Source organism: Pseudomonas sp. 43A (assembly GCF_013363935.1).
GTDB lineage: Bacteria > Pseudomonadota > Gammaproteobacteria > Pseudomonadales > Pseudomonadaceae > Aquipseudomonas > Aquipseudomonas crudilactis.
In genome coordinates this window covers 1,657,498-1,670,614 of sequence record NZ_CP054880.1, presented here as the reverse complement: position 1 = coordinate 1,670,614, position 13,117 = coordinate 1,657,498, and the positions used below count along the sequence as shown (strand labels likewise).

General features: G+C 59.8%; 12 protein-coding genes. 9 read left to right on the top strand and 3 right to left on the bottom strand.

Features of this window, described 5'->3' with window-relative positions; all coding sequences use genetic code 11:
* Positions 1–10: 10 nt before the first annotated feature.
* Positions 11–502, bottom strand: a complete 492-nt coding sequence (locus HUW52_RS07450) for a CS1 type fimbrial major subunit (protein WP_095122442.1) — start codon at positions 500–502, stop codon at positions 11–13.
* Positions 503–540: 38 nt separating this feature from the next.
* Here HUW52_RS07450 and HUW52_RS30150 point away from each other — a divergent pair, with 38 nt between their 5' ends.
* The 3 genes from HUW52_RS30150 to HUW52_RS07435 all read left to right on the top strand — a co-directional run bounded on the left by HUW52_RS30150 (position 541) and on the right by HUW52_RS07435 (position 2,359).
* On the top strand, positions 541–717 hold the full coding sequence (locus tag HUW52_RS30150; RefSeq protein WP_218586340.1) for a hypothetical protein: 177 nt from the start codon (positions 541–543) through the stop codon (positions 715–717).
* A 284-nt stretch (positions 718–1,001) separates the two neighbouring features.
* On the top strand, positions 1,002–1,577 hold the full coding sequence (locus HUW52_RS07440) for a PadR family transcriptional regulator (protein ID WP_175553287.1): 576 nt from the start codon (positions 1,002–1,004) through the stop codon (positions 1,575–1,577).
* On the top strand, positions 1,574–2,359 hold the full coding sequence (locus HUW52_RS07435; RefSeq protein WP_175553286.1) for a siderophore-interacting protein: 786 nt from the start codon (positions 1,574–1,576) through the stop codon (positions 2,357–2,359). Before HUW52_RS07440 ends, HUW52_RS07435 begins: the two co-directional genes overlap by 4 nt.
* A 102-nt stretch (positions 2,360–2,461) precedes the next feature.
* Here the strand turns inward: HUW52_RS07435 and HUW52_RS07430 are convergent, their stop codons facing one another.
* Positions 2,462–3,103, bottom strand: a complete 642-nt coding sequence (locus tag HUW52_RS07430) for a Pr6Pr family membrane protein (protein ID WP_175553285.1) — start codon at positions 3,101–3,103, stop codon at positions 2,462–2,464.
* A gap of 1 nt (position 3,104) precedes the next feature.
* A complete protein-coding gene (locus HUW52_RS07425) occupies positions 3,105–3,335 on the bottom strand; it encodes a VF530 family DNA-binding protein (protein WP_016987543.1) in 231 nt (76 codons plus the stop codon).
* 300 nt (positions 3,336–3,635) lie between these two features.
* Between HUW52_RS07425 and HUW52_RS07420 the strand changes: the two genes are divergently transcribed.
* From HUW52_RS07420 to HUW52_RS07395, 6 genes are all read left to right on the top strand, one after another.
* Entirely contained in the window at positions 3,636–4,997 is a 1,362-nt protein-coding gene (locus HUW52_RS07420; protein ID WP_175553284.1) for a carbohydrate porin, read from the top strand.
* A gap of 217 nt (positions 4,998–5,214) precedes the next feature.
* A complete protein-coding gene (locus HUW52_RS07415) occupies positions 5,215–7,626 on the top strand; it encodes a glucose/quinate/shikimate family membrane-bound PQQ-dependent dehydrogenase (RefSeq protein WP_016987540.1) in 2,412 nt (803 codons plus the stop codon).
* A 508-nt stretch (positions 7,627–8,134) separates the two neighbouring features.
* Positions 8,135–8,509 (top strand): DUF6124 family protein, encoded by a 375-nt coding sequence (locus tag HUW52_RS07410; protein ID WP_175553283.1) that lies wholly within the window; start codon positions 8,135–8,137, stop codon positions 8,507–8,509.
* 779 nt (positions 8,510–9,288) lie between these two features.
* Positions 9,289–11,706 (top strand): endopeptidase La, encoded by a 2,418-nt coding sequence (lon, locus tag HUW52_RS07405; RefSeq protein WP_093430625.1) that lies wholly within the window; start codon positions 9,289–9,291, stop codon positions 11,704–11,706.
* A gap of 258 nt (positions 11,707–11,964) precedes the next feature.
* Positions 11,965–12,357 (top strand): protease inhibitor I42 family protein, encoded by a 393-nt coding sequence (locus HUW52_RS07400; RefSeq protein WP_175553282.1) that lies wholly within the window; start codon positions 11,965–11,967, stop codon positions 12,355–12,357.
* A 2-nt stretch (positions 12,358–12,359) separates the two neighbouring features.
* Entirely contained in the window at positions 12,360–13,004 is a 645-nt protein-coding gene (locus HUW52_RS07395) for a lysoplasmalogenase (RefSeq protein ID WP_175553281.1), read from the top strand.
* Positions 13,005–13,117 lie beyond the last annotated feature (113 nt).

The window sequence follows — 13,117 nt, the reverse complement described above, 5'->3', positions numbered from 1 at the left end:
GATCAATCGATCAAGGCGTACCGACCGGTGGAACGGCGTCGAAGGTCAGCGCTACAACACCGGTGTAATCACCCGGCTGAAAGTTGGAACCGATGGCACTGATCTTCAGTGGCGCGCGGAAGTTAACGTCGGATTCAGACTCGCCTACGACTTCCTGAGGGGTGGTGGTGAGGGCTTTGTTGTTGATCGCGACCTGGAGATCGATGCTGTTGGCACCCGAGATCAGTTTTGGCGCACTGTCCACGCTGGCATGGACCGAACCGTTGTTGTTGCGCACATCGAAGAAACCGTTGACTTCGCCCATCCTGCCGGTGCCCGGCTGGTAGCTCATGTCCTGATCCTTGTTGACCAGATCGGGATCGGTCGGCACCACGTAGAAGCCGTTGGTCGGCACGTGAGCGACGATGCTGATCGAGTGAGCGGCTTCACCCGCGGCGAACGCTCCCGAAGAGCCCAGCGCCAGAAGTGCCAAAGGAGCAGCGATTGCGATTTTCTTGAACATCGTTCAGTACCTTGTTTTCTTTATTGAGAAGGAGTGCATTGAAAGTTCAAGAAGCGGTCAGGGGAGTTGAGCCAAATCAACTTGGACTTTCAATGCCGGGGCATCATCGACTGTTGCCTCTGGAAAGTAAGCAAGTAACTTCCTATAAGCTCGTAGTTCAACAACCCTATGACCCGCAAGAAAAAAGAACAAAAAATCGATATTCAAAACAGTGACTGTAAGTTCTGCCCTACATACAGATAAAGTTAAAAAACCATACAGCACTTGCACCCTTGCACGGCAAGGGATCAGTTGAAACTTTAGAATACTTGCTCGAATAAATAGAGTGATGACTTTAACTTCAAAGTTATTCTTCGCCAGACATTCGCCGAAAAAGACCTGTTGCATTCGCGCAAGATAGCGCCGCTCGTCTGCTGGTCGAGGATCGGAGAAAAAACGCCTTGCACCCTCGTTAAGATATATCTTAAGTTGTATCTAAACACGACGAGAGAAGATCGAAATGAGAGACCATCATTCCCCCCACCGCGATCACGCCGACGGCCGTGACGGTTTTGAAAAGCGTCCCGGTCGCGAACGCGGCGGCCGTGGCCCCCGGGTATTTGCCCCTGGGGATCTGAAGTTATTGTTGCTGGCGCTGGTCGCCGAACAGCCGTGCCACGGCTATGACCTGATCCGTCAGATCGAAGGCATGTTCGACGGCGCGTACAGCCCCAGCCCCGGCGTGATCTATCCGACCCTGACCTTTCTCGAAGAAAGCGAAATGATCAGCGGCGACGCCGAGGGCGGCAAAAAACGCTACAGCGTGACCGAGGCCGGTCGTTTGTCTTTAAGCGAACAAGCCGTGGCGCTGGATGGCGTGCGCATGCGCATCGATGTGAGCAAACGCTCGTTGCGCGGCCATGATCGGCCGCCGGAAATCCACGAGGCGGTGCACAACCTGCGCCATGCCCTGCAAATGCACCACGGCCGCTGGAGTCCGGAAGAAATTCTGCGCGTGCGCGACCTGCTCAATGACACCGCCAAAGCCATCGTCGACGGCCCTGCCGTTCAACCTGTTCCGGAGAAAGCCGAATGACTGCAGTCGATACCCAAACCATTCACCGCGTGATGCACGAAATCAAACGCCGCAAACTGGAAGTCCTGCGCGTGGTCGACCTGACGCCGCGCATGCGCCGCATCACCCTCGGCGGGCCGGAGCTGGCCGGGTTTATCAGCCTGGGCACTGACGATCACGTCAAACTGTTGTTCCCGCAGAACGCCGAACAGGCGGCGGCGCTGGAGACGATGGTGCTCGGCGCCGGCAAGGACGACGGACCGAAGCCGGAAATGCGCGACTACACCCCCCGTCGTTATGACCTCGATGCGCTGGAACTGGACATCGATTTCGTCCTGCACGGTGACGGCCCTGCGTCGACCTGGGCCGAGCAAGCCAAACCGGGGCAATTCCTGCACATCGGCGGCCCGCGGGGCTCGATGATCGTCCCGGATATTTTCGACAGCTATTTGCTGATCGGCGACGAAACCGCCCTGCCCGCCATCACCCGCCGCCTCGAAGGCCTGGCGGCCAATCGCAAGGCGCTGGTGGTGATCGAAGTGGAAAACGGCGCCGAGCAGCAAGTGCTGGAGAGTGCGGCGCAGGTCAATGTTATCTGGGTGTTGCGCGAAGGCAGCAAGGACAACCTGCTGGCGACGGTGAAACAATTGCAGGTGCCCAAGGGCAATCTGTATGCCTGGGTCGCGACCGAAACGAAAGTCTCGCGGCAGATTCGCCGGGTGCTGATCGATGAACATGGGCTGGATGAACAACTGATCAAAGCGGTCGGCTACTGGCGCGCCGAGGGATCTGAAGAAGAGTGATATACCTGTGGGAGCGAGCTTGCTCGCGAATGCGGCGGATCAGTCGCCTCAATACTGACTGACAAACCGAATTCGCGAGCAAGCTCGCTCCCACATAGAACTTTAACTTCGTACGGCTTGCCAGCGGTCGAGGCCGATGACCAACAACCCAATCAGCACAAACCCCGCCAGTATCCCCCCCGCATTGACCAACACCTGTGGATAACCCAACACCGCCACATCAATGAACGGGTACGCATACGCGCCGAGCAAATGCCCGCGCAGCAACGCGTAAATGAAATACACCAGCGGATAAATCAGCCACACCGGCAGATGCCACCAGCGCAAAGTGCCCTTGGGCACGTACAACCACCAATAGCCAAGAAACAGCAGCGGCATCACGTCGTGCAGCAACTCGTCAGCGATCAATTGCCAGCCTTCCGGGTGCCACAAATGCCGCAGCAAAATGCTGTAGGCGAGACCCACCACAGCGATGCTCACGGCAATCCCACTGCTGACCCACGGTCGTAAAAACCAGCGGCGCGCAGCAGACTCACGCGTGGTCACCGCGCAGGTCAACACCGTCGCCACCAGCGTATTGGTCAGAATCGTGAAGTAACTGAAAAAGCTCACCAGCCCGCCCAACAGGCTGGCGCCGACGCTCAAACGCGCGAAAAAAATCAGGTACAGCTGAATGCCCAGCCCCGCCCAGCCCAACACGGCTGCGCAGGTGATCAGGCGACGACGCCAACAACCGGCATCCATGTCAGAGCGGTCGCTTGGTGCGCATCAACTTCACGTACAGACGCTCGACCTTCTCCCGTGCCCATGGAGTTTTGCGCAGGAATGTCAGGCTCGACTTGATGCTCGGATCACTCTTGAAGCAGCGAATATCGATGCGCTCGGCCAGCCCCGACCATTCGTAATGAGTGACCAGGGCGTTGAGGATCTGTTCAAGGGTCACGCCGTGCAGCGGATCGGGGGTTTGTTCGTTCATGCCAGGCCTTTGGGCGAAGTGAAAATGCAGAAGCCGCGCACCTTAGCCGAGGGGGTGATCGGGTGGAAGGCCTACCTTCAAATGTAGGCCAACCTGAGAAGATCGCAGGCCACAACACGGGCCACAATGCGCCCGTTTGCCGCACTGTTACCGAATCCGAAACGCTGCATGTTCACAAAAGGCCTTTGTCTTTTTGTAACAGATCATTATCCTGCCGCCCTTCCGCTGAATCGCTTCACTGCCTGCGACTTATTGAAGCACTCAGCTCGCACCCCGAAAACACCAAAAAAAGACTTAGCCATGCCCGATTTCCCCTTCTCCCGAGACAGCGCTATCTCAGCCCTGCGCACCCTTGGCGGCTGCACCGCCCTCGGCCTCGCCACCTGTGTTCAAGCGGCGCCCGCGTTCGACAGTGACTCACCGTACATGCTCGGTGACTGGAACGGCACGCGCACCGAACTCTCGGAAAAAGGCTACGACTTCAAACTCGATTACACCGGCGAAATGGGCAGCAACCTGCACGGTGGCTACGATCATGACCGCACCGCGCGTTACAGCGATCAGTTCGGCCTGGGCACACACCTCGACCTGCAAAAGATCCTCGGCTGGGACGACGCCGAGTTTCAACTGACCATCACCAAACGCAGCGGCAACAACATCAGCAACGACCGCATCAACGATCCGCGCGTTGGCGGCTTCACTTCAGCCCAGGAAGTCTGGGGCCGTGGCCAGACCACGCGCCTGACGCAGATGTGGTACCAGCAGAAATTCTTCGATCAGAAACTCGACATCAAGGTCGGCCGTTTCGGCGAAGGCGAAGACTTCAACAGCTTCCCGTGCGACTTCCAGAACCTCGCGTTCTGCGGCTCGCAGGTCGGCAACTGGGTCGGTGGCATCTGGTACAACTGGCCGGTCAGCCAATGGGCGCTGCGCGTCAAATATCACCTGACCCCGGAGCTGTATGCACAGGTCGGCGCCTACGAGCAGAACCCGTCGAACCTCGATCGCGGCAACGGTTTCAAGCTCAGCGGCAGCGGCACCCAAGGCGCGATCCTGCCGATCGAACTGGTGTGGACGCCGAAGCTCAACGGCCTGCCGGGCGAATACCGCGCCGGTTACTACTACAGCAACGCCAACGCCAGCGACGTCTATAAAGACAGCCACGGCCAACCGGCCGCCCTCAGCGGCGAAGCCTATCGCAGCGCGTCGAGCAAACACGGGGTTTGGCTGGGCATCCAGCAGCAGATCACCAGCGTGGCCAGCGATAACAGTCGCGGCTTGAGCGTGTTTGCCAACGGCACGATGCACGACAAGAAAACCAACGCGATCGACAACTACGTGCAGGCCGGCATCACCTATAAAGGCCCGTTCGATGCCCGCGCCAAGGATGACATCGGTTTCGCCCTCGCCCGCGTGCACGTCAACCCGGCCTTCCGCAAAAACGCCGAAGCGAGCAACCGTGCGAATGCGGTCTACGACTATGACGATCCGTCCTTTCTGCCACCGCAAGACACCGAATACAGCGCAGAACTCTATTACGGCGTGCACGTGACCAACTGGCTGACCGTACGCCCGAACCTGCAATACATCCGCCACCCCGGTGGCGTGAACAACGTCGACGACGCCCTGATCGGCGGGATCAAGATCCAGTCTTCGTTCTAAAGATTTACGTAAATCCATTGTAGGAGTGAGCCTGCTCGCGATAGCGGTGTTTCAGGCGACATCTCCAGTGACTGACACACCGCTTTCGCGAGCAGGCTCACTCCTACAGATGAAATTCGTTAGCTAGACAAGTTTTTATCTGAACCATGCCTGTGCCAAATCGTCATCTAAAGTGACTACAGCGCGGGACTACATAAACGTCACGGAGAATCACACTATGAGCACCGAAAGTGCTTCGAGTCGGGGCCGTTTGCTACCGAGCCTGCTCGGCATTCTGCTTCTACTGATGGGCCTGGCCATGTTGGCCGGAGGGGTCAAGCTGAGCATGCTCGGCGGCTCGCTGTACTACCTTCTGGCCGGTATCGGCATTGCGCTGAGCGGCATTCTGCTGCTGATGCGCCGTCGCGCGGCGCTGGGCCTGTACGCCATCGTTCTGTTTGCCAGCACCGTTTGGGCGCTGTGGGAAGTCGGTCTGGACTGGTGGCAACTGGTGCCACGTCTGGCCCTGTGGTTTGTCCTCGGCTTCGTGATGTTGCTGCCGTGGTTCCGTCGTCCACTGCTGCTTAACGGCCCGGCGCCGATGGGCACTGGCGGTCTGACCGTCGCCGTGGTGCTGGCCGGCGTCACCGCTCTGGCCAGCCTGTTCACCCACCCGGGCGAAACCTTCGGCGAACTGGGCCGCGACACTGCGGACACCACCAGCACCGCGCCAGCCATGCCCGATGGCGACTGGCAGGCCTATGGCCGCACCGAGTTCGGTGACCGTTACTCGCCGCTGAAGCAGATTACCCCGGCCAACGTCGGCAAGCTGCAAGAAGCCTGGCGCATTCAGACCGGCGACCTGCCAACCGCGGATGACCCGGTCGAGCTGACCAACGAAAACACCCCGCTGAAAGCCAACGGCATGATCTACGCCTGCACCGCGCACAGCAAAGTGTTGGCCCTGGACCCGGACACCGGCAAAGAACTGTGGCGCTTCGACCCGCAGATCAAGAGCCCGGTCGGCTTCAAAGGCTTCGCGCACATGACCTGCCGTGGCGTGTCGTACTACGACGAAGCCGCTTACGCGAAAACTGAAAACGCTGCCTCGGCGGTGATTTCCGAGGCTGGCAAAGCCGTTGCGCAGGCTTGCCCGCGTCGTCTCTACCTGCCAACCGCTGATGCTCGCCTGATCGCACTGAACGCCGACACCGGCAAGATCTGCGAAGGCTTCGGCAACAAAGGCGTGGTTGACCTGACCCAAGGCATCGGCCCGTTCACCGCCGGTGGCTACTACTCCACCTCGCCGGCGGCGATTACCCGTGATCTGGTGATCATGGGCGGTCACGTCACCGACAACGAATCGACCAACGAGCCATCGGGCGTGATCCGCGCCTTCGACGTGCGCGACGGTCACCTCGTGTGGAACTGGGACAGCGACAAGCCAGACGCCACCGAGCCTTTGGCACCGGGCGAAACCTACAGCCGCAACTCGGCGAACATGTGGTCGCTGGCCAGTGTCGACGAAAAACTCGGCATGGTTTACCTGCCACTGGGCAACCAGACTCCAGACCAGTGGGGCGCTGATCGCACCCCGGGCGCCGAGAAATTCAGCGCTGGTGTTGTAGCCCTGGACCTGGCCACCGGTAAAGTGCGCTGGAACTACCAGTTCACTCACCACGACCTGTGGGACATGGACGTTGGCAGCCAGCCAACCCTGCTCGACATGAAAACCGCCGACGGCGTGAAACCTGCGCTGATCGCTCCGACCAAGCAGGGCAGCCTGTATGTCCTCGACCGTCGTGACGGCACGCCGATCATCCCGATCAAGGAAATCCCGGTCCCGCAAGGCGCCGTCAAAGGCGACCACACCGCACCGACCCAGGCCCGTTCGGACCTCAACCTGCTGGCCCCGGAACTGACCGAAAAAGCCATGTGGGGCGCGAGCCCGTTCGACCAGATGCTGTGCCGCATCCAGTTCAAAGAACTGCGTTACGAAGGCCAGTACACCCCGCCGTCGGAACAGGGCAGCCTGATCTACCCGGGTAACGTCGGCGTGTTCAACTGGGGCGGCGTTTCAGTCGATCCGGTTCGCCAAATGTTGTTCACCAGCCCGAACTACATGGCCTTCGTTTCGAAAATGGTGCCACGCGAGCAAGTCGCCGCCGGCAGCAAACGCGAAAGCGAAACCGCTGGCGTGCAGCCAAACACCGGCGCGCCATACGCGGTGATCATGCACCCGTTCATGTCGCCACTGGGCGTACCGTGCCAAGCCCCGGCCTGGGGCTACGTTGCCGGTATCGACCTGACCACCGGCAAAGTCGTGTGGAAACGCAAAAACGGCACCAGCCGCGACAGCTCGCCAATCCCGATCGGCTTCACCCTCGGCGTCCCAAGCATGGGCGGCTCGATGGTCACGGCTGGCGGCGTCGGCTTCCTCAGCGGCACCCTCGACCAGTACCTGCGCGCGTATGACGTGAACAGCGGTAAAGAGCTGTGGAAATCGCGTCTGCCGGCTGGCGGCCAAGCGACCCCGATGACCTACACCGGCAAGGACGGCAAGCAATACGTGCTGCTGGTTGTCGGCGGTCACGGCTCGCTGGGCACCAAGATGGGTGACTACGTGATTGCGTACAAACTGCCGGAATAAGTTTTATCGGCGGTAAAAATGAAGGCGATGTCCCGCAAGGGGCATCGCCTTTTTTGTGCACGCCAAACACCCATGTAGGAGCTGCCGAAGGCTGCGATCTTTTGACTTTGTTTTTAAAAGCCAGATCAAAAGATCGCAGCCTTCGGCAGCTCCTACAGGTTGGAATGGGCTGGGCTGTGGGAAATGTGCTCGTCCTACAGACGTTGAAAGTGGCGCGGAGTTTTCCGACAAGTCGCGTCGGTTGTGCCTCGGAAATTGGCTGGATAGGCTCGGGGGGTCGCTGCAAATTCAGCGATGGGGCGTCGCGGCCCGATAACTGATGCATAATCGCCAACCTGACGGCACCTCGGTGCCCGTTGTTTGTGTCATGGCGGCTGTGCGCGGGATACCGTCCTTGGAGGTATGCCGATTCCTCAGTTATCGGTCCGCGAACCCGCGTACAGCTGCCACCTCAGATTGCGTCGCGGCAATCGAAGGCAGCTCCACTTTCACCAACTGAGTATTCATCATGAAAAAGCCAACACCCAATCCGCCAGAAACCGACGACACCTCGCCTTACGAATCCCCCGATTCCAAGAAACTCCACGAAGCCGCCGAACGCGCCCTCGACCACTACCTCAAACCCAACGCCTTGACCCTGCGCTTCCACAAACCCAGCACCATGTTCCAGGTCGCGCCGGAACAGGACAGCGAAAGCCTGCTGGTCCACGCCTGCGAATCACTGGCCCAGGCCAGCCTCATGACCAGCGACATCGCCGCCTACATCGACCTGCCGCAGCGACGGACGATTCTGGCGATTCAGCAGATCATCATGCTCGCCGAACTGGCCGTGAACCGCGTGTTGGATAACCACGAAATCCCCCAACCTCCGCCACACAACTAAAAGCCCCTCACCCTAACCCTCTCCCGGAGGGAGAGGGGACTGATCGAGGTGTCTGGGAGAGGTACGCCGACGTGCAATACCGAGTCGAACACACATTCTGAAAAGCCCCTCACCCTAGCCCTCTCCCGGAGGGAGAGGGGACTGACCGCGTGGGCTGGAAGAGATACGCCGACTTGCGATACCGAGTCGAACTCACATTCTGAAAAGCCCAAAATTCGGCTCCCTCTCCCTCGGGAGAGGGCTGGGGTGAGGGGCGAACCCACCACAAAACCAAAGCCGAACACGCTGTGCTTCTCACCACTCAATAGGCCGAGTGTCAGCTCGCCTGCTCTTGATCTTGATCCACGAGCGACATCGGAAGGCTGAGTGGAGGGATTGATCCGGGCGTGGGAGCGCAGCGACCGTTTGGCGCAGCCAAACACAGCGAGAGGAGGTGCAGCGAAGCAAACCGTAGGCGCTGCGCCCGGATCAATCCCGCAGCGAAGGAACCCCGAGCCTCAGCGAGCGGGCCGCACGTAGGAGCAAGCGTTTTTTTGCTTACTTTTTTGAGGCGTTTGTCAAAAAAGTGAGTCGCCGTCAGGGCGAAACCCTAAGCCGCCGTTACCTAAATAACGGATATACACACCAACCACCCCCAACATGGTCGGCCCAGAGGCCGCCAAGCCCAAAGCGTGAACCCTGTCAAAACCCTGAACACACAAGCAGAAACACCGCCCCCCCATTGAAACCACCCAAGCCCTGCCCCATCTAAGACCCATACCCCATTGCGCAGGTGCCCCATGAGCGACCAGCAAGAATTCCCGGAAAACCCCGACGACTACACCGAAGCCGAACACATCGAACACACCTCCTCCGGTAAAGGCCTCGCCCTGCCAGGCCAAAACCTGCCGGACAAGGTCTACATCATCCCGATCCACAACCGCCCGTTCTTCCCGGCCCAAGTCCTGCCAGTCATCGTCAACGAAGAACCGTGGGCCGAAACCCTCGAACTGGTCAGCAAATCCGAACACCACTCCCTGGCCCTGTTCTTCATGGACACGCCACAGGAAGACCCGCGCCACTTCGACACCGGCGCCCTGCCGCAGTACGGCACCCTGGTCAAAGTCCACCACGCCAGCCGCGAAAACGGCAAACTGCAATTCGTCGCCCAAGGCCTGAGCCGCGTACGCATCAAAACCTGGCTCAAACACCACCGCCCACCGTATCTGGTCGAAGTCGAATACCCGCACCAGCCCACCGAGCCGACCGACGAGGTCAAGGCTTACGGCATGGCGCTGATCAACGCGATCAAAGAACTGCTGCCGCTCAACCCGCTGTACAGCGAAGAACTGAAAAACTACCTCAACCGCTTCAGCCCCAACGACCCGTCGCCGCTGACCGACTTCGCCGCCGCGCTGACCTCGGCCACCGGCCCCGAACTGCAAGAAGTGCTCGACTGCGTGCCAATGCTCAAGCGCATGGAAAAAGTCCTGCCGATGCTGCGCAAGGAAGTCGAAGTCGCACGCCTGCAAAAAGAGATTTCGGCGGAAGTTAACCGCAAGATCGGCGAGCATCAGCGCGAGTTCTTCCTCAAGGAGCAACTCAAGGTCATCCAGCAGGAACTCGGTCTGACCAAGGACGACCGCAGCGCCGACCTCGAACAGTTCGAACAACGCCTGGAAGGCAAAGTCCTGCCGGCGCAGGTGCAGAAGCGCCTCGAAGAGGAAATGAACAAGCTGTCGATCCTCGAAACCGGCTCGCCGGAATACGCGGTCACCCGCAACTACCTCGACTGGGCGACGTCGGTCCCGTGGGGTGTCTACGGTGAGGACAAGCTCGACCTCAAGCACGCGCGCAAAATCCTCGACAAACACCACGCCGGCCTCGACGACATCAAGGATCGCATCCTCGAATTCCTCGCCGTCGGTGCTTATAAAGGCGAGATCAGCGGCTCCATCGTGCTGTTGGTCGGCCCGCCGGGCGTGGGTAAAACCAGCGTCGGCAAATCCATCGCCGAATCCCTCGGCCGGCCGTTCTACCGCTTCAGCCTCGGCGGCATGCGCGACGAGGCCGAGATCAAAGGGCACCGCCGCACCTACATCGGCGCACAGCCGGGCAAACTGGTGCAGGCGTTGAAAGACGTCGAGGTGATGAACCCGGTGATCATGCTCGACGAGATCGACAAGATGGGCCAGAGCTACCAGGGCGACCCGGCCTCGGCGCTGCTGGAAACCCTCGACCCGGAGCAGAACGTCGAATTCCTCGACCACTACCTCGACCTGCGCATGGACCTGTCGAAAGTCCTGTTCGTCTGCACCGCCAACACCCTCGATTCGATTCCGGGTCCATTGCTCGACCGCATGGAAGTGATTCGCCTGTCGGGTTACATCACCGAAGAAAAAGTCGCCATCGCCAAGCGTCACCTGTGGCCAAAACTGCTGGAAAAGGCTGGCGTGTCCAAGGGCAGCCTGAGCATCAGCGACACCGCGCTGAAAGCCTTGATCGACGGTTACGCCCGTGAGGCCGGCGTGCGCCAGCTCGAGAAACAAATGGGCAAACTGGTGCGCAAAGCCGTGATGAAGCTGATCGACGAGCCGAAAGCGGTGATCAAGCTCGGGCCGAAAGACCTCGAAGCATCACTGGGCCACCCAGTGTTCCGCAACGAGCAAGTGCTGTCCGGCACCGGCGTGATTACCGGGCTGGCGTGGACCAGCATGGGCGGCGCGACATTGCCGATCGAAGCGACGCGGATTCACACGCTCAACCGTGGCTTCAAACTCACCGGGCAATTGGGTGATGTAATGAAGGAGTCGGCAGAGATCGCCTACAGCTACGTCAGCTCGCACCTGAAACAATTCGGCGGCGATGCGAAGTTCTTCGACGAAGCCTTCGTCCACCTGCACGTCCCGGAAGGTGCAACACCGAAGGACGGCCCGAGCGCCGGCGTGACCATGGCCAGCGCCCTGCTCTCGCTTGCGCGTAATCAGCCGCCGAAAAAAGGCGTGGCGATGACTGGCGAACTGACGCTGACCGGGCATGTGCTGCCGATTGGCGGCGTGCGCGAGAAGGTGATTGCGGCAAGAAGGCAGAAGATTTTCGAGCTGATTCTGCCGGAACCGAATCGGGGGAATTTTGAGGAACTGCCGGATTATTTGAAGGAGGGGATTACCGTGCATTTCGCGAAGAAATTTGCCGATGTGGCGAAGATCCTGTTCTGACAGACAGCCCCTCACCCCAGCCCTCTCCCAAAGGGAGAGGGAGCCGACCGAGTTGCCTTGCGCTATACATCGACCTGAAACACCGAGTCGATTATGGATTCAATGATCTATTTCAGGTCGGTGGACTTCTGGAATATCCCTCGGTCAGTCCCCTCTCCCCCTGGGAGAGGGCTAGGGTGAGGGCTTGGCGTTGTCACACTTTGTCTCATCTTCAGTTATGCTCGCCGTTCGTCGTGAACCCCCGGAGCCGCTGACCCTATGTCCCCCACTCGCCTGTTTCTCCCCCTCGCCCTTGCCTTGCTGGCCGCTTGCGCCACGCAGCCGAAACACAATGTGACCGTGGAAAAACAAAGCGAATGCCCCGTACGGCTCACCAACGGGCAAAACCTCATCATCATGCTGCCAAGCAACCCGACCACCGGTTACCGCTGGGCCATTCAGGATTCCGCTGGCGGCGTGTTGCGCGCACTCAGCCCCGAGGTCTACAGCAATCCGGAAGACGCTGGCGTGGTCGGTGCAGCAGGTCTGTCGACCTGGCGCTTCCAGGCCTTCGCCCCCGGCACCGGGCGTCTGCGCCTGACTTCACAACAACCGTGGGCACCGGAAGTGTTGCCAGTGGAAACCTTTGACTGCGCCATTTCGGTGAATTGATCGTGGGCTGGCTGATTCTGGCGCTGATGGGCGCGGTGACGTTTCTCTACGGCGTCAGCACCCATGCGGCGTTACTGTGTCTGTTGGTCAAACCGTTACCCGTGCTGGCGCTGCTCGGCTGGCTCCACGATGCGCCGCCCAGCGACTATCGGCGCTGGATCAGCCTCGGCCTGATTTTCTCGCTGCTCGGTGATGTGTTGCTGGCCTGGCCGGGCGATCTGTTCGTGTTTGGCCTCGGCGCGTTTCTGGTTGCGCATCTGGCGTATCTGAAGGCTTATCTGAGTGACTGCAAGCGTCTGGCGATTTTGCCGCTGGTGCTTGCCCTCGGAGTGGGCGCGGTGCTGCTGGGTCTTCTGATTTCCAGCAGTCTTGGGCCATTGCTGGTGCCGGTGATTGTTTATGGCACGGCGATCAGCGCGATGCTCTGGCGCGCGCTGGCCCGTTTGGGCACCGATGTGCCGAAACGCTCGGCGTTGCTGGCGGCGGGCGGTGCGCTGGCGTTTGTGTTCTCGGACAGCGTGATCGGCATTGATCGCTTCGTCTCGCCATTCCACGCCGCGCCATACGTCATCATCCTCAGCTACTGGCTGGGCCAGTGGGGCATTGCGGCCTCCGCGTTCTCCCAAAGCAAACGCGCTAGCCTTTAAAAGATCGCAGCCTGCGGCAGCTCCTACAGAAAACCGCATTCCCATGTAGGAGCTGCCGCAGGCTGCGATCTTTTGATTTGCCGCTTTATCAGACAACCCAAGCATCCCCGCGC